The 21,336-nt window shown below is 50.9% G+C and carries 16 protein-coding genes; 7 read left to right on the plus strand and 9 right to left on the minus strand.

What is annotated here, in order from left to right:
* On the minus strand, positions 1 to 224 hold a 224-nt coding region (locus tag HOK28_01080; GenBank protein ID MBT6431652.1), incomplete at its 3' end, for a hypothetical protein.
* Between the two features lie 193 nt (positions 225 to 417).
* Between HOK28_01080 and HOK28_01085 the strand changes: the two genes are divergently transcribed.
* Both HOK28_01085 and HOK28_01090 read left to right on the plus strand, forming a co-directional pair.
* Complete coding sequence (locus HOK28_01085) at positions 418 to 1,611, plus strand: acetyl-CoA C-acetyltransferase (protein ID MBT6431653.1); 1,194 nt, start codon at positions 418 to 420, stop codon at positions 1,609 to 1,611.
* Between the two features lie 38 nt (positions 1,612 to 1,649).
* Positions 1,650 to 2,897, plus strand: coding sequence for a 2-isopropylmalate synthase (locus tag HOK28_01090; protein MBT6431654.1), 1,248 nt, complete (start codon positions 1,650 to 1,652; stop codon positions 2,895 to 2,897).
* 2 nt (positions 2,898 to 2,899) lie between these two features.
* On the opposite strand, the gene HOK28_01095 is transcribed toward HOK28_01090, so the two are convergent.
* The 3 genes from HOK28_01095 to HOK28_01105 form a co-directional block, all read right to left on the minus strand.
* On the minus strand, positions 2,900 to 4,495 hold the full coding sequence (locus HOK28_01095; GenBank protein ID MBT6431655.1) for a sigma 54-interacting transcriptional regulator: 1,596 nt from the start codon (positions 4,493 to 4,495) through the stop codon (positions 2,900 to 2,902).
* Between the two features lie 138 nt (positions 4,496 to 4,633).
* On the minus strand, positions 4,634 to 5,884 hold the full coding sequence (locus HOK28_01100; protein MBT6431656.1) for an amidohydrolase family protein: 1,251 nt from the start codon (positions 5,882 to 5,884) through the stop codon (positions 4,634 to 4,636).
* On the minus strand, positions 5,881 to 7,332 hold the full coding sequence (locus HOK28_01105) for an amidohydrolase (protein MBT6431657.1): 1,452 nt from the start codon (positions 7,330 to 7,332) through the stop codon (positions 5,881 to 5,883). Before HOK28_01105 ends, HOK28_01100 begins: the two co-directional genes overlap by 4 nt.
* A 166-nt stretch (positions 7,333 to 7,498) precedes the next feature.
* Between HOK28_01105 and HOK28_01110 the strand changes: the two genes are divergently transcribed.
* Together HOK28_01110 and HOK28_01115 are read left to right on the plus strand one after the other, a co-directional pair.
* Positions 7,499 to 8,416, plus strand: a complete 918-nt coding sequence (locus HOK28_01110) for a hypothetical protein (GenBank protein MBT6431658.1) — start codon at positions 7,499 to 7,501, stop codon at positions 8,414 to 8,416.
* Positions 8,409 to 9,335 carry a hypothetical protein gene (locus tag HOK28_01115; GenBank protein MBT6431659.1) on the plus strand — a complete coding sequence of 309 codons (927 nt, stop codon included), beginning with the start codon at positions 8,409 to 8,411 and terminating at the stop codon, positions 9,333 to 9,335. The genes HOK28_01110 and HOK28_01115 overlap by 8 nt, the downstream gene beginning before the upstream one ends.
* Here HOK28_01115 and cysC read toward each other — a convergent pair whose 3' ends face one another.
* A complete protein-coding gene (cysC, locus tag HOK28_01120; GenBank protein ID MBT6431660.1) occupies positions 9,336 to 9,947 on the minus strand; it encodes an adenylyl-sulfate kinase in 612 nt (203 codons plus the stop codon).
* Between the two features lie 130 nt (positions 9,948 to 10,077).
* Here cysC and HOK28_01125 point away from each other — a divergent pair, with 130 nt between their 5' ends.
* Positions 10,078 to 11,082 (plus strand): polyprenyl synthetase family protein, encoded by a 1,005-nt coding sequence (locus tag HOK28_01125; GenBank protein ID MBT6431661.1) that lies wholly within the window; start codon positions 10,078 to 10,080, stop codon positions 11,080 to 11,082.
* Here HOK28_01125 and HOK28_01130 read toward each other — a convergent pair.
* From HOK28_01130 to HOK28_01145, 4 genes are all read right to left on the minus strand, one after another.
* Positions 11,071 to 12,345 (minus strand): FHA domain-containing protein, encoded by a 1,275-nt coding sequence (locus HOK28_01130; protein ID MBT6431662.1) that lies wholly within the window; start codon positions 12,343 to 12,345, stop codon positions 11,071 to 11,073. The two genes, HOK28_01125 and HOK28_01130, sit on opposite strands and share 12 nt — an antisense overlap.
* A gap of 26 nt (positions 12,346 to 12,371) precedes the next feature.
* Complete coding sequence (gene tadA / locus HOK28_01135; GenBank protein MBT6431663.1) at positions 12,372 to 13,985, minus strand: Flp pilus assembly complex ATPase component TadA; 1,614 nt, start codon at positions 13,983 to 13,985, stop codon at positions 12,372 to 12,374.
* 191 nt (positions 13,986 to 14,176) lie between these two features.
* The gene (locus HOK28_01140) at positions 14,177 to 15,529 is read right to left on the minus strand and encodes a YihY family inner membrane protein (protein MBT6431664.1); all 1,353 of its coding nucleotides are present in this window, start codon (positions 15,527 to 15,529) and stop codon (positions 14,177 to 14,179) included.
* Positions 15,530 to 15,626: 97 nt separating this feature from the next.
* Positions 15,627 to 16,199, minus strand: coding sequence for a single-stranded DNA-binding protein (locus tag HOK28_01145; protein MBT6431665.1), 573 nt, complete (start codon positions 16,197 to 16,199; stop codon positions 15,627 to 15,629).
* A 182-nt stretch (positions 16,200 to 16,381) separates the two neighbouring features.
* On the opposite strand from HOK28_01145, the gene HOK28_01150 reads away from it, so the two are divergent.
* Both HOK28_01150 and HOK28_01155 read left to right on the plus strand, forming a co-directional pair.
* Positions 16,382 to 17,647, plus strand: coding sequence for an AMIN domain-containing protein (locus tag HOK28_01150; GenBank protein ID MBT6431666.1), 1,266 nt, complete (start codon positions 16,382 to 16,384; stop codon positions 17,645 to 17,647).
* 302 nt (positions 17,648 to 17,949) lie between these two features.
* Entirely contained in the window at positions 17,950 to 21,177 is a 3,228-nt protein-coding gene (locus HOK28_01155) for a hypothetical protein (protein MBT6431667.1), read from the plus strand.
* The last annotated feature ends 159 nt before the right edge of the window (positions 21,178 to 21,336 follow it).

Here is a 21,336-nt window from a genome sequence, read left to right on the forward strand (position 1 = left end):
CTGTGCGGTCCCGCTGGCAAGAAGCGCGCGGCGTAGGGTGAGGCGTGCGCAACCAATTCACCGTCGAGGAAGATGTCGAGATCTACCGCTGGTGTAATCTCGAGACTGAGGCTGGTGGAACCTTCTAGGCCCTGTGGTGACTCATCGGGGTGAAAAAAGCTGCGTAGACGTGAAACACCGTCGCATGCTGTGAGTGTCAGCAAAATCGTGGTCACTGTGACCATGCAGACTATTTCCCTAAGATTCTTCATGGATCTACTTGATACTAACCATGTTTTTCCGAAGATGCACGGATTCTGTGATCGGCCCATCGGGATGAACGGCCCGTGTAGATAACCTTGGCGCTCTGCGTCGTTGACGTCACCGATGGTGACAGTTAAGAACGCCCACGACGTATCATTGAAATTTGGAGGTCCTATGCGCTCGCTATCAAAAGATATCTATATTCTATCAGCTAAACGAACCGCTTTCGGCGCTTTTGGTGGCGCTCTGACCAAGAAAACTGCCACTGATTTGGGTGTTGAAGCAGCCGAAGCCGCGCTGGATGCAGCGGGCGTCAATAAGGAAGACGTAGACCACGTTTTCTTTGGCAACGTTTTACAAACTTCTGCTGATGCCATCTATCTTGCTCGCCACGTTGGGCTTCGAGCTGGCTTGCCGCAAAGTGTTCCTGCTCTAACGTTAAACCGGCTCTGTGGGTCAGGTTTCGAAGCTATTATTTGCGGAGCTAAAGAGATCTTAACGGGCCAGGCTGAAGTCACCTTGGTCGGCGGCAGTGAATCCATGAGCCAGGCGCCGCATATCGTGCGCGGTGCACGTTGGGGTTTGCCACTGGGTAGGAGTGACATGGAAGATTCACTCTGGACATGCTTGACCGATAGCTACACCGGCTTGCCAATGGCGATGACCGCGGAGAAGCTTGCTGAGCAATATTCAATCTCTCAAGACGAAGTTGATGAATACTCCGTTCGCTCACAGCAGCGTTTTGCAGCAGCTCAAGAGTCGGGCATTTTTGATGCCGAACTCTGCCCGGTAGAAGTGAAGAAGCGACGAGAGAAGGTCGAGTTTATCAAAGACGAGCACAACCGCCCTCAGACAACTGTTGAAAGCCTCAAGAAGCTTCCGAAGGTCTTCAAGAAGGATGGTGTCATCCACGCAGCCGCTGCAAGTGGTATCTGCGACGGAGCATCTGCATTGGTTTTGGCATCTGGTGATTATGTGGCGAAGCATAATCTGAAGCCTCTGGCGAAGCTTACAGGTTGGGGCGTGTCGGGTTGTGATCCAACCATTATGGGAATCGGTCCAGTCCCCGCGATGAAAGCGGCACTGGCGATGACTGAATCCACATTCGATGATTACCAATTGATTGAAGTGAACGAAGCATTCGCACCTCAAGTACTCGCGGTTCAAAAAGAACTCGGTCTTGATATGGATAAGCTTAATGTAAATGGTGGAGCTCTCGCAGTAGGGCACCCACTGGCAGCAAGTGGTGCACGAATTACCACGCACCTCGTTCACGAACTGAGACGCCGTGGTGATACACACGCTATAGGTTCGGCTTGCATTGGCGGTGGTCAAGGCGTGGCTCTAACCATTGAAGCCGTTAAGTAGTTTAGTTTTCGTAGGTCATCTTTGTTGGGGAACATGATATGAACACCGATGTCGAACATGATTATATTTTTAATTGGAACCGCTTAAAAAAAGTTTCGAAGCTTAGCCAAAAGCCTTTTGACCTTTTTGATGAGACGTTACGTGACGGCATCCAGTCGCCATCTGTTACGGATCCAAGCATCGATCAAAAGTTTGAGATTCTTCATTTAATGGAGAGCCTTGGAGTAGCGGAAGCTGATTTGGGCCTGCCGGGTGCAGGCAAGCGTGCTTACGATGATGTGACTGCACTGGTTAAGGAGATCAGCCGTTCCAAGCTCAAGATTAAGGCGGCGGCAGCAGGGCGCACCATGGTGCGTGATATCCAGCCCATCGCAGATATTGTGCAAAATACCGGCGTTCCCATTGAGGTCTATGCGTTCATTGGCTCAAGCCCGATTCGTCTCTTTGCCGAAGATTGGGATGTTGGAACTTTGATGAGACACATCGAGGACTCCATCAAGTTTTCAGTGAATGAAGGCCTTGAGTTTTGCCTCGTCACAGAAGACACCATCCGGTCTAGACCTGAGGTTTTAGATCCTCTGTTTCGCCGCGCCATCGACTTAGGTGCCACGCGCCTTTGTCTGTGTGACACCGTAGGGCATGCCACACCTGATGGAATTCGTAACTTATTCGATTGGACGCACTCTCTTCTACGAGGTGCAGGTGCTGAGCACGTGAAGCTTGATTGGCATGGTCATAATGACCGAGGCCTAGGCGTAACCAATGCGATTATCGCAATTGAAGCTGGTGCAGACCGTGTACATGGAACTGGGCTGGGTGTGGGTGAACGCGTTGGAAATGCATCAATTGATCAGATCCTCTTGAACCTTAAGCTGCTTGGTGAATGGGACAACGACCTAAGCGACATGCTGATGTATTGTCAGGCCGTATCTCGAGCTTGCCACGTTGAAATTCCCTACAACTATCCAATTGCGGGTCGCGATGCGTTTCGAACTGGAACGGGTGTTCACGCGGCCGCGATTATCAAAGCCCATAAAAAGGGCGATCAGTACTTAGCAGACCGTGTTTATTCCGGGGTGCCTGCAGGCATGTTTGGTCGACACCAGGAAATCGAAATTGGTCATATGAGTGGGTTGTCTAACGTGGAGTTTTGGTTAGAGCAGCGTCGTTTACCAACGGATGAAGCGTTGGTGAAGGCCATTTTTGACAAAGCCAAGAGTATCAACCGTGTTCTTTCCGAAGACGAAATTATGAACGTGGTTCGCCAAGCTGGCTTTCTAAGCTAGCTCTAATTGATCAAGTACTCAGCGTCGGGTGCGCCAGAGCGAAAGCGCCGTGCATTGATGCGGTGCTTACGCACGCGCAATCCCATAATACGCTCTGTAATCCCCAAGTCTTTGGCAGCTTTTCTCATGTTGCCACGATGAAGCTTTAAAGATTCTACAAGCATCTCACGTTCGACGTTGTCGAGCGCTTCTTGAAGCGTGCGCGGATTTTGCGTACCGGTTGCCTCTGCAGTCTGCAAGGTCGGGGGCAAGTGGTGCCCGTGGATGACTCCGTCGTCAGAAAGCAGAACTGCTCGCTCGATGGAGTTTTCAAGTTCTCGTACGTTACCCGGCCAGTGATACGAGGTAAGCATATCGATCGCGGGAGTTGAGATACGGGAAATGGTTTTGTTACAGACTTTGGCGTAACGCTCAGAAAAGAAGTCGGCAAGCAATGAAATGTCGGTCAGCCGCTCGCGCAGCGGCGGAACATAAATAGGAAAGACGTTCAGGCGGTAGTAAAGGTCCTCACGAAATTCACCATTTGCAATCAATTCTTCAAGGTTTCGATTTGTCGCTGCGATAATGCGAACGTCTGCCTTGATGGTCTTGCTGCCACCGACACGCTCAAATTCCTTTTCCTGTAAAAAGCGTAGGAGCATCACTTGGGTGCTCATCGGAAAATCACCGATCTCATCCAGGAAAATGGTACCGCTGTTGGCGGCTTCAAATCGCCCGATTCGTTGGCGGGTGGCGCCGGTGAATGAGCCTTGCTCGTGACCAAATAACTCACTCTCAAGTAATGTTGGTGATAGCGCCGCACAGTTTACTTTAACAAAGGGGCGGGAAGCTCGGTCACTGTTGTAGTGAACAGCTTGAGCCACCAGCTCTTTACCCACGCCGCTTTCGCCGCGAATGAGAACTGTTGCTTCCGCTTTGCAGACTTTTGAAATCTCATCATAAACTTGTCGCATAGGCTTCGAGTTACCAATGATATTTGATGGTCGAAATTTATTCTTGAGCGCATCCTGCAGACGGGCGTTTTCCTCAAGCAGGCGTTGCCGCTCTTGCTGGTCGCGCTGGCGCTTGCGAAGCGCTTGGGCGAGCATGGTCGCGATGGTTTGCATAAGCCGGACATCTTCGTGCAGAGAGACACCCTCCGCAAAGAGATGATCTGCGCTCAGGGCACCGATGGTACGAACACCCCATTTGATTGGCACGCAGATAAACGAAACATCGCCCTTGGTGATATCTTTGCGGGCGCCGGTTTTGTTGAGAAAGAGTGGTTCTTCACTCACTTTAGGCACAAGTACCGCTTTGCCGCTTTTGACGACTTTACCGGTAACACCTTCACCGATGTCGTAGACACCGCGCTTGAGCTGCGTGCTCGAGAGACCATAAGCCGCTTCGATAACCACCGACTGATCGACTTCGTTCACCAAAGATATAGAGCCGCGTAGCATATTTAGATGCTCGGCCATGGCGGAGAGAATGGGCTCAGCCACGTCTCGAAGGTCAACACTGTTATCTAGAATTTGGCCGATATCGAGCAAGAGGCGTAGCTCTCGAAGTTCTCGATGTTCTCGGTGTTCTGACTTAGCGGCAATTTGTTCGCTCATGGTAGGCTCCCGGTCCAGGTTCGAACATTCACTGGTTCAAGGCCCCTCAGCCTCGAATACTACCTGGATGTCGCATTTAATGCGCCGTGTCAAGCCATTTCTGGGGGATATTGCCGAATGAAAACTACCTAAATGTGATTATTTGCCTTGCTGAGTCTCGGTTTTCCCTGTCTTCAGGTAGCGTTTAGCCAATGATTTCTGGCGTGTCTCCAGGTTTTGCGCCTTGCCGGCGATCCAAATATTTTCAGCAACTGTATGATTTTCAAAAGGATCTGCGCTCCAAAGAACGAGGTCCGCTTGTTTACCAACCTCGATGCTACCGGTTTCTTTGGCGAGTCCGAAAATACGCGCTGGTAGAGTGGTGATCGCTCGCATTGCATTTTTGTACGAGAGGCCGTTGGCCACCGCAATGCCCGCTTCTTGGCGCAGACGATGGACTTCTAAAAACCATCCGCCCGCCGAAATAATCACGTCGACGCCCTTACTCGATAAAACGGTTGCCAGGTCGTCACGGGAGGCCAGGCTTTCAAAGGAGCCTGGTTCTTGGAGCGATGGGCGAACAATAACCGGAACTTTGGCTGCTTTGATGGCGTCTGCCACCAACCACGATTCGGCTCCGCCAAGAATGACCAAGCGGATTTTCTGAGTGCGAGCAAATTCGATGGCTCTTAGGATGTCGCTGGCGCGGTTCACGGATAGCATCAGAGGTGCTTGACCTAAGAGCAGTGGCTTCATGGCGGCAAGATGGGTGGCTGTGGTCACGAGTTCCCGATTTTCACCTTGCTCGATACGTTTTTTATTCTTTTGGTAATAACGTGCGTCGGCAAAAAGTTGAGTAAGCTTCATCCAATAAGCGCCGCGTGAGCCACCTGCGGTATCAACAGCCCACCGGGTAGCAGAGCCTGAGTAGACCGTCGGCTTACGGAGGTTGGGTCTGCTGGCCATAGTCCCAGTCATATCTGCGAAGAAACCTTGGCCGGCAATGATGCCTCCTTTACTGGTGATCTGGATGCGGGTGACACCGCCTTCTCGTGCCAGGGGAATTCGGACGGAGTTTGGATTAAAGCCTTCGGCTGCTTTGAAGCCAGGGCTCAATGGATTCTGTCCCGATGAGGTGTCCACGGTGTGATCGACCGAGCTTACTTCTACAAGTCCCATGGGACAATTCACTTCTATGAAGCCGGGTGTTAATATTTTCCCCGTCCCATCGATGCGCTTTGCGACCTGAGGTGCTTTTTCTTTACCGACGTATTTGATTTTCCCGTTGGCGACCACAACGGTCGTGTTCTCGAGCACTTTACCATTACCGAGATGAACTGTGGTGTTCTCGATCGCAAAGGGAGCGCTCAGAGCCGTGCTGAGTATGAGAGCAAGTGTTTGGATAATCATTTTGTGACCTCCTTAAAGATGTCGAAGGGATGGCCAATTTCAAAATCGGACAACCTAGGTGTTTCCGTGCGGTCGAATATTTTTTGACCGTCAATAAAAACATGAGTCGTTTTTGCATAGACACTGAAGGGGTGTTTGTTCCAAATGACGACATCGGCCATTTTCCCTTTTTCGAGGGTTCCTGTTTGCTCTAAAATTCCTAAACCCCATGCCGGGTTTGCGGTAATCCAGCGCAGGACCTCGTTATCATCAATTGTGAGACCGATTTGTTTACCGGAGCGTTTTGCTTTGGCCGCTTCGTGGTTGAGGTGTCGAATCTCGGTGGCGGAATCTGAGTGAATGATGACCCTGGCACCAGCCTGAGAAAGTAGCGCAGCATTTTGGGGAATTCCGTCAAAGGCTTCCATCTTAAACCCCCACCAATCGGCCCAGGTTGAAGATGCCGTATCGGTTTCAGCTAGGCGGTCTGCAAGCTTGTAAGCCTCCAGGGCGTGATGAAATGAACGAATCTTGAAACCGAACTCTTCGGCGAGGTCTAGCATGATATGCATTTCATCGGCGCGGTAGCAGTGGTTGTGTACGAGGATTTTACCTTCGAGAACGCCAACCAGAGTTTCAAGCCCGAAGTCGCGGTTTGGCGGACTTGGTGGGTCTCCGGCTTTGTCGCCTTTGCTCTCGTGCTCAGATTCCCATTGCTTGAAGTTTCGAGCGTAAGATGTTTGCTGGTACTGGTATTCACGCGCCTTTTGAAATGCGCGCCGGTAGCCGTAGACGTTGCCCATGCGAGTTTGGGGGCCACCGCGCTTACCGTAAACGCGTTTTGGGTTTTCACCGCAGGCTATTTTGAGACCGTGAGGAGCGCCAGGAAAACGCATGGCGCGAGCGCTTTTAGCAGGGTGAAGTTTGGCCGTGAATGACCGGCCACCGATTAAGTTCCCAGAGCCCGGGAGGACTTGAATGGTTGTAATCCCGCCCTCTACGGCTCGCCAAAGCATAGGGTCTTGAGGCCAGAACGCATGCTCTGCCCAGATTTCAGGGGTGGTGGGTCTCACCATCTCATTGCCATCGGAGTGGGCTCGAACACCTGGATTGGCATACACACCCATATGTGAATGGGTATCAATGATACCCGGTGTTACAAACTGACCTTTCGCGTTGATAATCGCAGCGCCCTCAATCGTTGGTGCAGCGCCTTCACCCACGTCTTGGATCTTGCCATCTTTAAAAACGATGTAACCCGGAGAGTAGGTTGGACCCGCGGCAGTTAGAATCGTAGCGCCATCGATAATGGTCGTTGCGGCGCTTACGGGAAGCTTCATATCAGCCGGTTCACTTGGGTAGACCAGAGGTTTTAAAGCTTCTTTAACCTTGGCTGCAGCATTGGTGCTTGAACTTGCGCAGGCACTGAGTGCGAGCAAGAGGCAAGGTATGAGGGGACGTATCGTCATTGAGATGTCTCCAATTAAGTATCCCTCTAGGGGCTACTGGGATTTTCGGGTATTGTTGCCCAATCCTTGAGCATAATCTTCATATCTTTGAATGTTTCAGGCGTGAGGATACTACCTATTTCGGGTCTTTTGGGGTAGCACTTCAGACTTGAAGTTACGGAAGATTATGCGGCTAAAGCACTTAAAAAGAATTGGCTTGATCGTTGCCTGGGTTGTCTTGGTTTGGCCAGGCCATTCACTGGCGTCAAAAGCGGGCGTTGTTTTAGAACGCGCTCAGGTTTCCTTATTGGGAGATTCTGGTTTGGTCCAAGCCGAATTGACTTTGAATAATCAATTGTCTTCAGAGGTTGATGCGGTTGAGCTTGAGCTAGCTTGTGTTGGGACGACTGAGGATTTGCAATGGTCGAGCGCTGGTCGGCGAGTGATTGGGCTGGCCGCTGGAGCAAAAGTTTCCGTCTTTTTTTCTGTGCGAGGTCCAGGATTTGTACCAAGGCAATGCAGCGCGAAACTCCTGGGTTACCACCTCAACGCGATGACCGCTTCTTTGATGAAGATGCTGCTCGCAACCGGGTTCTCGGCTGACGAGCGGGCAGCGTTAGTGGGGGCTGGTGAGTCGAAGGGCTTATTGAATCAAGAGTTAGAAGAGCCCAGTCCTGAAGTACCGGGAGTTGAGGCTGTCTTGGTGAAGTTACTGGGTTGGTATGCAAACGCTTTGGAGCCCGCAGGTGATTCTTGGGGCAATGAGAAAGCCGAAGATTTGGCGCGATTTGATCAACCTTTGCAAGTGGTGCTAAGCGCACGTGAACGGGGGACAAACTACTCGAGTCCCATTGCTTTTGTTGTACCGAGCGGGGCATCCACGATGAAACAAGTACTGGATAGCTTTCGTAAAAAGTCGCCCAAACGTATTGAGCTCTTGAAAGAGTTTTCAACACAAAGTCCGGCGCCTGAAAAATCGCCTGAGTCCGTTGAACCCACGTCCTTTTATAAAAAGTTATCGTTTGGTTTGATACTGGGAATAATCCTTTGGACTCTATGGAATTGGCGACGCAGGAGTCGCAAGGGAGTTAGTAGCGATGTCTGAGATGGATACACTCTTTGCCGAATGTGCGTATGACTACTTAGCCTTTGAAGGCAGTGACGCTGTGGATCTTCTGGGCCGTCTTTCGACGGGTGACTTACGCCCGCTCCATCAACCGATGGTCACAGGCTTAACCGCTTTTACGACCAACCAGGGGAAGATGCTGGATTGGTGTACTGCCTTAAGCACAGCAGATGGCCTGATGCTTCGCTGCTCACAAGGGCGGGGGGCGAAAATAAAAGAATGGATCGAACAATATATCATCATGGAAGATGCAACCATCCACGATGTTTCGTCGCAATGGAAATCCTACACCTTGTTAAATACCTCAGAGGCTTCGGGATTTGGGTTAGAGAAGTGGCCTGAGTTTGGGCAACTTGCATCTGCAGAGGGTGCACTTTTCGTAGGGTGCCTCCCGGCTTGGGGGCCACGCTCTGATGTACTTGTGGCCCAGGAACAAAGCGGCCAATGGGTTGAGAGATTGCAAGGCCTAGGCATTGGAGCCGCTTCAGAGGAGATGATGGAGTATGCTCGACTCATGGCTGGGGTACCGTCTGAGCACTTCGAGTTCGCGCGCGAGGTCAATCCGCTCGAGCTTCGCTTGGCGGACAGTTCTATCTGTTTTGATAAGGGCTGTTATATCGGGCAGGAAGTCATCGCACGTATGGACTCTTACGATAAAACTGTGCGCGTTTTGATGGGCTTTGAATGTGACTCTGAATTGGTGCTCGATGCGGCTATGCGTCTTCGTCAGGATGGTAAATCAGTGGGCAAAGTGACTTCGTTACTCAACCAAGGTGGCAAGTCACTTGGGCTGGCAGTGATTCAAAAAGATTCAGCTACTCCTGGGGAGCTTGAGTTAGGTTTCCCAAACGGTTCGAGCATGGTTCGTTTGATGGACCGACCATTTTGGCAGTCTTGATCAGCTTAGTAATTGGTGGCTCTTGAGCATGGCGATGCACTCATCAGCGGCATCTTCAATGGAGCACTGGTCTGTTTGAATTCGAAGCTCGGGGGAAAGAGGTGCTTCGTAAGGAGCAGAGATTCCCGTAAAAGATGGGATTTCACCCGCGCGTGCTTTTTTGTAGAGCCCTTTGGGATCTCGGGATTCGCAAACATCTACACTTACGTCCATATAGACTTCCAAAAATGGTAAGCCATGCTTTCTGTGAAGCGCTCGGAGCTTATCCCGGTCTTCTCGGTAGGGACTGATAAAGCTACTTAATACCATGCACCCGCTATCTGCGAGCAGGATACCAACTTCTCCGACTCGGCGGATATTCTCGGTTCTGTCTTCAGGAGAAAAACCAAGGTCATTGTTTAAGCCGTGTCTCAGGTTGTCGCCATCGAGTCGGTAGGCATGTTGCCCAAGGGTGACGAGCTTGTGCTCAAGGGCGGTCGCCACAGTACTCTTGCCCGAGCCGCTTAGCCCGGTAAACCAGAGCGTTGCTCCCTGGGTACCAAGCTGCTTAAAGCGCTTTTCTCGTGAAAGTCCTTCGTGCCATTTGATATGTGTGCTGACTGGCTCACTCATCGTCAAACTCCTTGCTCAACTTCGCGAGAAGAGTGGATTTCTCCCGCTTACCCTTGATGCAATAGACTCCATGCACTATCGCACTGTAGGTGGCAAGCGTGCCAATGCAGGTATGGAGATAAAGAGAATTATGAAATTTCCAACAGATACATGGGTCGAAGCGATCGACGTAATGATGAAAGATGTGTTGCAGGTTGAGCTTGATCCCGCTGCGGCGATCGCTGCTGAACATCTTTCAACGGGTGGCAAACGCTTAAGAGCACGTCTTGCGATGGAGGCGGGTGTGCGATTGGGAGCCTCCGCTGAATCAATGGTCCCGTGGGCGGCCGCATGCGAGTTGCTTCATAACGCGACACTGGTTCATGACGACCTACAAGACGGTGACCGGGTTCGCCGCGGTCAGCCTACGATGTGGGTCAAGTATGGAGCTGCTCAAGCGATTAACGCAGGCGATTTGATGTGGGTCGCACCTTATCTTGCGTTGGAAAAACTAACCTGTGAACCCGCGACTTGTTGGGAACTCACTCGCCTTCTAGCCCGTCAAGGTGCGACCGTGGTTCGGGGCCAAGCCATCGAATGGGAAATGACTCAAGACGCGGTGACCGCACGGGAAACTTACCTTCGTGCGATACGGGGTAAGACCAGTGCACTTTTTAGTTTGCCGGTCGCGGGCTCAGCTGTCTTAGCGGGCTGGGACGTGGAAAAAGCACAAACCCTTGCGGCAGCTTTTGGTGATATCGGACTGCTTTTTCAAATGCAGGATGATGTCCTTGACCTCTTTGGTAATAAAGGGCGAGCAGAAGTAGGGACCGACTTAAAAGAAGGAAAGATCAGCGCATTGGTTGCTCAGCACGTGGCCCTGCACCCGGAAGATAAAGAAGAGCTTCTGCAATTACTGAAGACGAAGCGCGATGAGACATCTGACGAATCGGTCCTGGATATGGTCGAGCGATTTCGCACCGGAGGTGCTCTCTTGAAAGTATGTGAAGATATTTTAGAGATTCACCAAGAGGCGTGCCACGCGGCTATTGTTCAAGAGCATCCGGGTATTCAAGATTTGATGGAAACACTTACTGCGGTGATATTGTCACCGATCGAGCACGTTTTCAGTGAGCTTCATTTGTTAGGGAAGTGAGAGCACCGCGGGAATGAAAAGTATGCCCGACTTCTTCAGCTCTTTTTCCGATAAATCGACCAATTGACGCCCCGATGCTGATGTCGACTCGTGGGTTAAGACTCGAATTGCATTTTTTTGGCACCCCAGCCACGATTTTTTCCGGCACTGTTCATCAGCTCGTTTAAGGTAGTGCAGAGCGGCATTCTTTCGAGCATGGGCTAATAATACCTTTGCTTGGCGTCCTGTTGAATTGTCCTCTTTGAATTCCGATAAGTACCTCACGGCATTTTCATACTCATTATTCTTAATGGACAACTTCGCGGCTTCTAATTGCTTGATGCCGTAAAGCGCAGCCCGTGAGTCAGCGAGTCCCATTCTGGCCCGACGGTTGATGGGCGATTTGCGAAGAACGGTTTGATAAGCAGAGACGGCATCGCTCCATTTTTTCTGACGCTCAAAGTTTTCAGCCTCATGAAGGTTCACTTGAATATTGGCGTCGTATGAACGCTGCAGCGTTGAGTCTTGCAGAGGGGTATTTTGTTCCGTGGATTGCGAGAGAGTCATAAAGAGGGAAGTAAGGAGTAATGCTAAGCTCAGTACACCCCCGGCCGCCGCAAGTTTATAAGAGGTTTGAGCGGCCCGCAGCTGGGAGAAAAAGCTAGCCAAATGAAGTTGCCCGTCGGCACTTTCTGTGTGGAGTAGTTTGAAGACGACATTCCCAAACTGAATACTGTCACCATATTGAAGATCTTGTTCGGTGATCTGTTGGTCGTTGACCTTGGTGCCATTGCTACTGCCGAGGTCGATAACTTTGATGCGGTTGGGACTGACCTGTATTTGCGCGTGCTTGCGAGAGATTGAGCTGTCGGCGATGACCAGTGCGTTGCCTTCAACGCGGCCAAGGTCGAGCTCGCCTTGCGGCAGTACAAAAGTTTTATTGAGCACTGGTGACGACTGACCAACCAAAGCAGGTGATGGACTATCATCTGCAGACTCTGATTCAAGTATGATGAGGTAGTCTGCGATTTTGATTTGCGATTTGTTTTTAACTGTTGTTGGCCTGGTTACCAGCTGACCATCGAGGCTGGTTCCGTTGGCACTCCCTAAGTCTTCTACAACATAGCTACCGTGCATCGACACGATACGAGCGTGTTTGCGAGAAACCTCAGGGCTGTTAAACAGGATATCGACATTGCCCTCACGGCCGACCAGCACCGGGTTGGATCCCAGCTCTAAGTAAGAGACTTCACCGTCGGGTGCTTTAATAACTAAACGAGGCATGGATTCGTTTCTTTATGCTCAAGGTTTTAGCGTAGTTCTGTACGGTCGCCGATAGCCTCTAGGTTGCCATTCGGAGTTCTTATAAACAGTGGCGAGTAACCACTCCCAGAGGCTTGGTAGATGCCGACGATGTAGGGTTGTCCTTCAGTATCGTTGTCTTGGGTGATTAAAATTTCTGGGCATTTAGGAGACTTCAAAAGAAGCAGAGAAGTCGCTTCTTCTAAATTGGAAGCGTAAATGGTCCCAATAAAGCAATGGTGCCCGGCACGCATCATCGTTTCGATATTATCAAGCGATGAAGGTGATGGACCGTCCACAATGTATCCCGGCTGCATCGTAAGTGCGTGCTCTAAAACCTGGGAGTCTGGTGCGGCATGGTTGCCGGTTTGGAGCGCGACGCTCTGCGGGTGCTTAATGTTAAACTGGGCACCATGCGAAACCGTTACGACGCGTTCACTGCCAGCGATACTCCCTGCCAGTGCAACAAGGCTATACAGTGGGTCTGAGCTATAGCCAGAGGCAGCAACGACGATGGACCGACCTTGGCTGAGAATTTGCTTGAGGTAGTTGATGGCTCCGCCGTCTAAATTCTCGGGGTCCAAAGCATCAAGATCATCCGGGTGAGCGGCGGTCTTGTGGATGGTAATGTGAGGCCCGTTGACGGCAATAGGCGCCTGTGTAACTTGGACTCTCGAGCCATTGGGCAACGTAAAGTCTAACAATGCTTGGTCACTTCGAGAGGGAAGTCCGGCTTGTTTGAGTAATGAATTCAAAAAGCCTTGGGTATCCGAGTCTGTGAGTGTGACTTGTGTTTGGACGTTGCCTCTGCCCCGGTCGGCGAATACAGGGCCTGAACGATTGATTTCGATCCGGTGGATCGATGTATCCTCCATGAGCGCAACGAGAGTTTCCGATGACTCGCTTGATTCTTCTGGTTCTTCGGGGTCGTCATCGAGGTCCAAGTCCATATCGGAAAGGTCGAGATTCTCAACAACGCTGGCGGTCGACGCTCCGTCTACATAGGGAAGAGGGCTGGAGGTTGGAGTGGTCGCGGTTGCCGGTGCTGGCGGAATAATCACTTCCGGCGCAAAATCGTGTGCTTCAATACTGGGCTCGATGGTCGGAAACCCACTGGCCATATCGAGCACGTCTACCGCAGCTGAGTCGGATTTTGCTTGAGCAGTTTGAGATTTCCAGTCCCCGGTCCAGCTGTCGGAGATTTCGCCATTGGCTCCCCAGTCGTCGCTTAAAATTTTATCGTGGCTTCCGGAACCAGGGTCAAGTTTGGGTTGGCTTTTTGTCTCAATTCGAGACGGACTTGATTTGGCACTTGATGCCGTCGATGCGATCTGAATGGTGACCACTTCAACAGTGAACTCACCGAGATAAATTTTATCACCCTGGCTTAGATCACAGACGCCGTTGATTCGTTCCCCATTGACGAAGGTCCCATTGGTGCTTTTCGTATCGGTAATGGCAAGGCCACCGGAAGAGTGGGTTAAGAGGGCATGTCGTTTGGAGATGTTGCTTTTAGGAAGAACAATTTCATTACTGCTTACGCGCCCGATGCTAACTTCACCGTCAGAAAATTCAATGACCTTCTCTGGACCATTTTTCTGCGAGACTTTTACCGTAAACATAATTCAGCCTTCTTTTAGAAATGACAGGTATTCTTTATTTCTATAACGTTCTGCCGGTAATAGATGACCACATGCAAGTACCGGACTCAAACGTCAGCCCTCTCACTTGTTAAGTGCCTATTCTCGAACACTTTTTATATTGTTCTTCAGCTTAGATTGTCTGTCAATGCAGGGGATTTTTGAGAGCGTTTTCAAGTGGTTAAACGCGACGCGAGGTCTTGGAAACTAAGATGAGCCAAATCGGGGTGGTTTGCCGGATTTGTTGCATTCAGAGTTTCGGCTACCAGCTTGTGGAGGGCGTCGTTTTTAAAGCTGGGCTGATGTCCACGTCCTTGGCGAATATGATTGATTAAATCAGCGATATTAAGGTCTTTGGGGTCTCGTGCCGGTACGAATATGTTCTCCGTTTCCATTTTTCGAATGAATTGGCCGTTGATGAGGTACTCTAGGCTTGTTTGCAAAAGTGGTCTGGGGATGCCGGCTTCTATGGCGGCTTGGCGAAGCCGGGTCGGTTTGCCGGCCGAGAAATCCAAAACGATCTGCAGCATCAGCCGAACTGCCGCGACTTCGAGAGTTTCTCGGCTATCGCGTCGGCCAGGTTCTTCATAGCGGTAAGTTTCAGAGTTGTGGAAAGCGAAGGTGAGCTGAGCACCGAAGAGAACAATCAGCCACGAGATGTAGAGCCAAAATATAAAGAGTGGGATGACGGCCAGAGAACCGTAAACATTTTGTAGTGTTACCGCATGACTGACGTAGCTTGCGTAGCCAAACTTCGCGGTATTCCAGAGGATTCCGGCTACGAATGCAGCGGATGCAGCGGCTCCTAAGCTGACACGAGTATTGGGGATTACCAGATAGATGACCGCCAAAGCGATCCAGGTGGTTAAGAAGGGTAAGTAAGATAATGCCAAGCCCTGAGCACCGCCGAGGTCGGCGACAAACTCCAGAAAGCTGCTGCTCTGAAAGGCTGCGGTGAGGGCAAATGATGCCATCAGTAGGATCGGACCAAGGGTCAATATAGCCCAGTAAGTGAGCATGCGAGTAAGCCAGGGGCGCTGGGTGGTGGTGCCGAAGATACTGTTAACGGCAAATTCAATATGTCCGAGTAAAGAGAGCACTGAAATAATGAGGATGATGACCGAGATGGCGCCCATATGCCCAGCATCGATGTTCGATACAAGAGACAGAATTGGCTCTGCGACTTGTGTTCGGACATCGGGTGAACCTGCGAGATGATCGAGAATTAGGCTTTGGATTTTTTGTTGTACGTCTCCAAAGCCGCCCATGTTGCTGACCACAGAGAATAAGAGAACCAGTAATGGAACCAACGCGAGAAGCGTTACGTAGGTAAGCGCCTCAGCATGCAGGCGAAGTTGTTTGAGTACGTCGAGACGAGCAAGCATCCATAAAATGCGCATATTACGAGCAAAAATGCGGTGGATGCGGCTGCCTGAGGAGTCGCCGGGCTCTACATTATTAGGAAAGTCGCGCAATGCTTGGAGCTTAGTGCGGACATTACGAACAATGTTGGAGGGTTCTGACATACCTCAATATAACCGGTTGCGACTTAAACTTCCCAATTTATGAAGGAACTTGGTGGAAGAATAAAAAAAAGGCCTCGCGAGGAGGCCTTTATTCGAATCAAAATGGAACATCGTCATCTGTGATAGGTGGTGGCCCAAAGTCTGGCTCGGGTTGGTTTCCGCCGCCGCCGTAGCTCCCGCCGCCACCGCCGCCAGCGCCGCCAGCGCCGCCGCCGCCGCCGTAGTTTCCACCACCACCACCGCCACCACCGCCGCCGTAGTTTCCACCACCGCCGCCGCCACCGCCGCCGCCGTAGTTTCCGCCACCACCGCCGCCGCCACCGCGCTGACCACCATTATCGCCTCGGCTACCAACAAAGCGGATTTCGTTCGCAATAATCTCTGTTGTGTAACGTTTGTTGCCTTCTTTGTCGTTCCAGGTGCGGTATTCGATACGACCTTCAAGGTAGATTTGACGACCTTTGGCGAGATATTCTCCGCAGAATTCAGCTTGTTTTCCCCAGACAACAATTTGGTGCCACTCTGTTTTGTCTTGGCGCTGACCGGTTTTATCTTTCCAGTTGCTTGACGTTGCGAGTGAGAATTGTGCAACGGCGTTACCGCTTGCCGTGTAGCGCACCTCTGGGTCTTTACCCAGATTACCTACGAGAATGACTTTATTGACTGTCATGGAGAAGCTTCCTTGTCTTACTGATTGAATTCTTTTTCGACTCTTCGTCGTTTTGGCACATACATCCGACATATTTCAATAGCCGTATCGAGCGTGGCAGAGCTTTGAACGGCCAAAAATTTGGCCATATCGATTTGGCAGCGTAGGTTTAGCCCATTAGCACTTGGCAAAGGATGGTCGTGATGACTGAAAAGGATTTGAATTTATCGAGCCCAATCAACGAGCCTTCATCAGATGATGAGGCATTTCAAGGGTTTGAGGATTCCGACAGTCTTCTCTGGAATACAGAGTTTGAATCACTTTTCGATATGCCTTTGCAGTCTGAGCCTTGGCAGGAACCGGTAAGCTCCGATCATATTGATTTACCGCCAGATCGTGTTCGTTTCGCTACATTGGCAACCTTGCGTTTGGTTGATGGTGATGTGCGCGTGGATGGTGTGATTACCAACCTTTCAAGCGAAGGCCTGGCTTGCGTAAGTGCTGCAGACTTTGATCCAGGCACCCAAATCGAGATTTCATTTCAAATGGATCTTAGTAACGAACCCCTTGATATTACTGCAGAAGTTTTGTGGCGACGTTATCCCGAGAGTGGCGATCCGTGTTACGGGCTTCGCTTTGTTGAGTTAAGCCAAGAGCAAGATGAAGCGATTATGGGCTTTATTCGTGAGCGAACTGAAGGGCGGGCCAGTGAATGGACGATGCCTGCACTCCCGGTTTTAGAGGGAGCGGCTCCGCGCCGGCGAGGTCGAATGGCTCTAACAGCAAGCGTTGGTCTGGCGGCTGGGGTGGCTTTGGCGCTTATGGTGGCGCTGATTCCCGCGGCTGATCCAGGTGAGCAATTTGGTTCCGACAAAGTCATGGCACCCACTGCTGCTGGCGTAAATTTCAAAACTGAAACTGAGATTCAGCCGATTGAAAAGGATCTTCAGCCTACAAAAGTTGAAAAAGTTGCCGCAGTCGTACCGGTTGTGGAGCCTAAAATTGAAGTTGAAGAGCCAATTGAAGTGAGCGCGAAGGTTGAGACGCCAGTTGTTGAACCTCAAATTCCAACTCTGGTTAAGCAGGAGGCGGTTGAAGTCGCTAAGGCTGAACCGGTTGAAGTACCTGCTACCGTGAAGACGAAGGCTGGTGCCGTGTCGTCCGATGGCATCGTGATTGATGGCGATGATGGCAATGTTCGACTGGTTTTACGAACCGATGGCCCTGTGGCCAAGCACAAGAGTTTTTGGTTGAAGAACCCACGGCGTTTTGTGGTGGATGTACCGGGTCGCCGTAACGCGTTTGATCGCCTTGCTTATGAGCTTAATCACCCGCTGGCAGAGCGGCTACGGGTTGGTCAGCACGCAGATAAAGTACGCTTTGTGGTTGAGACCTCGGAAGATGTCTTGCGAAAAGCCCGCCTCACGCCAGAGAACGATACCTTGATCATCGATTTGAAGCGTCGTTAGAAGCCAAATTTAGGTTTTTTTATACCTTAATATATAGGCAGTCTTTTATTCCCTTATTTCTTTTGTTCCTTTACCATCATTAACGCTTCGCGTCATCGCCGGTTTAGATGCACCGCGTTGCATTCGCTTGTCGGATCGCTTTCGAGTTGCTATGGCCTAGAGCTGTTCTGTTGGGAGAAATTCTACAGCCAAGCCCCCGGACTCCTGATAACTTCATGAGTTCATAGTTGTAGTCGATTTGAGAGAATAAAAAAATGACAAGTACCCTGAGACGATTCACGTTGAGGGTGTCTTGGCTTTGCATGGTGATATTGCCTCTCACCGCATGCCTTGACGCTTTTGAAGCTGAACAAACGCCTGCTGAAGAACTTAGCCTCGGTGCTGAGATTTACCACGAGTTATGTAACCGTGTGGCCCGAAGCGACGATCCCAAAGAATTATCCGGCTTAAAATACCGCGATGCTTGTAGAAATGGTGCAGAGTTACCCGCTGGGTCGGGTGTGCGGCTGCAGGCATTGGCGGCAGAACGAACACGTTTTATCTCAGCAGTAGATGATTCTTTGATCGAGCCGATCCCATCCGACATCAATAAGTTCCTTCGCGCGATTATCCCTCTCTATGATGATGAAGGCCTTCAGGCCCAGACTAGAGCTATGGCTGAGTTATTAAAGCGAATTGAAGACTCCCCAGAAGCATTGGATGCTTTAAGTCGGCTTGGCTCCCGTGAAGGTTACCGCCCATTGGATCTTACCACCGGCCTTGCTCGACCTCTTTTAGCGTATGAACGAATCAATGAAGTCATTGAGGCATTGCTGGCGGCAGTGGGTGAAGACGGCGAGGCCCGTGCAGAGTGGCAACAATTACTCATGGCCTTACAAGGTGCGCTCAACAACGCGAGCCCCAGCGATGATGTAAGCGTGCATCCTTCTAATCAGGAGTTGATGCGCGACTTAATGTTTTCTGAAAACGAGGCATTCTTCGATGATTCTCTGCGCTACTTGGTCAGGCGAGATGGCCGGGGCGTGGCAAACCTCAATGGTACAAGCGCGGCGCAGTGGCGTGGCAGTTTCGCAGACACTAACCTGGACGGTCTTCCTGATATTGGCCTGGACGGCAGTTACGTGGATTCCGATGGGCAATCAATCGCTGTTTCCGCTCCGTTTGCAGTGGCTGGAGAGGGCGGTGCGAATCAACGAGATAATTATGACCGGCTCTTATCGGAAGATGGTTCATTGGTCTTTGATTATGTGGATACGTCGTCCACGCTTTTGTCTGGTGCTTTGCAGGAAACACGCGCCATTTGGGAGAATAAGCCAGAGGCGCTGATTGATCTGATTTATCCTTTGCAATCGCTTCTTGGACCGGCCGTGCAGCTCACCGAAACCTACGATGATGGTACAGTTCTTCCGTTTAATGGTTTTGATACTTCAGAGTCTCCAATTCTAGATGTGGTCTATGCAGGCAGTAGCTTTGCAGATCAGCCATCAATGTTCTTCGACTTAAGATTGGTGGAAGAGTTACTGGCCAATCGTGAGTCTGAACTTGCCAGTGTGGTTCGAGGCTTCTTGATGGTCCAAGATTGGCTTGATGAAGCGCCCTACAGCGAGCTCGAACTCAAGCCGGGGACTCCCTTGGGCGATGAGGTCTTAGATTATATTGAGGACCTTGCATCTGTGCCCGGGCTTCTTGAAGATTTCCTGGGTGCTCTTGATGACCCGCGCGCTAAATCTCTTCCGGCAATTCTTGCAGGTTACATGCGTCACAAAGATCAAGTTGATGTTTTTGTGGATTCCAGCGGGGACATGAACGGACCTCCTGTGACCCGGTCACCTGAAGGCGAGAACTTTGTTTTTGATTACGGACAACCCGTGGATCGAGACCAGCCTGATGGCGTTTCAAACCGAAGTATTTTCCAACGCTTTGTTCACTTAACCGCTGATGTTCACCGTGCCCCGTTTTGTAATAAAGCGGGCGCGAAGATGAACCTGGGGCCTATCTCTTATCCGTTGTGGGGAGATGGCTACGCTGAGTGTGAGCTTTTTGAAATCGAAGACATGGCTACCTTCTACGTGCAGGTGATTTTGGGCGTGGGGGAGATGGAGTTTAAAGATTCCCTCGTCGATACGCTTTCAAATATCGACTTCATGTTGGAGAGCTTAAGTGGCGTGAATGGCTTTACGAAGTTCCCCACCGTTGAAGCGGTGAACCGCGTCATGTTCAGCGATATGAACGATTTCATGGCTGGTTTGATTGAGGCTCCACAAGCGCTCGATGGTGCTGTTTTGAGAGACCGACATGCCGGAACAATTTTCGCTTGGGAGCAGCCTGGTTTTATCGAGTCCATTCGGCCCGTGGCTGAGGTTTTGAATGCTTATGGAAGAGAAGACTTGTTTGGTGAGCTTCTAAGCTTGGTGAACCGTCATTGGTACTCCGAAGGTTCGGATATGGTTCAAAGCTCTGAGCCCAATGCGGCCCTTTATGTTCATGCCACTGGGCTGGTTCAATTTGAAGAGTTGGCCGCACGGGCGCTTACTGAGGCTAATATTATGACTGCCGGTACTGAGCTGATTGGCTCGGCGGTAAGTTTGCCGGTGGATCAGTATACGGGAAGAGACATCATCACCGATACGATTCGTCAACTGGTCCTGCCTGAATGGAATCCAGGGCTTACAACGCGTAGTGGCGACTCAACCATCGCAAGAGGTGATGGGCAGCTTCATCCGCATGTGACCCCAGGTCGATTGCTTATCGATGCTTTGCGTAAAATGGACGACGCTTTTGAACTCGATCCCTTGGATGAAGAAATATTCTCGGATGCACTGACGGTTGTGACGGATGTGATTCTTCCAGTCACGGAACAAAGCGGCGGCGCAGAGTTTACCAACCGAAGAGCGTTGGCAGCACTTCAAGTCGTTTCAGGATTTGCCAGGGAGCGTGTGGGTGCCCATTGGGACGCTGATGATGTTGTGGCCTGGGCCGCATCGATGCCTTCGGATGTAGAAGATGTTCTCGGTGATCCGGTGTTCTACAGTTTGGTCAAGTTGCTTGATCGGATGGTTCTGATGCCAGAGACCCGTTCTGAGCTTGAGCAAGCCCTTGGCTACCTCATTAGCCAGGTGAGTCCCAACGAAGCATTCTCAATAACCTTGGTGAGCCTTGCAGATGCTCTACAGATGTCTGTGGACGATGAGAACCTCGTACCGTTGTTGCATGCCTTGGCACCAGCTTTTAACCCCGATGGTGGTCTATTGAATGCGGCGCTGCAATTCGTATCGGATGCGAACGCTTTGGATGAGACTAAGGTTACGGCAAGGTTTCTGGAGCGCTTGGTGGCAGTGCGTCAACCGGCGGCTGAAACTACATTTGAAGCGCTCGTCGATATTGCAGGTGAAGTGAACCGGCAATCTCCTGGAGTAGGAGGCCGTTGGTCGGCAGACGATTATGCGGCCGTTATGATGGTCGTTCGTGAGTATCTTCTCGATAAAGATTATGGCGTTGAGCGGCTTTATCAGCTCATTGAAAACCGCTGACCAAGTGGAATGACAAAAATGAATAATAGATTGATGCTGAGCCTCGTTGTAGGCATTAGCTTGTTGGCGTTTAGCGCCGAGGCGGCGGGCCTTTTTCTCGCCCCACGAGGCGTGCGACCTTTGGGCCGGGCGGGAGCATTTGTGGCGGGGGCGGACGAC

Source organism: Deltaproteobacteria bacterium (assembly GCA_018668695.1).
In the GTDB taxonomy this organism is placed as follows: domain Bacteria; phylum Myxococcota; class XYA12-FULL-58-9; order XYA12-FULL-58-9; family JABJBS01; genus JABJBS01.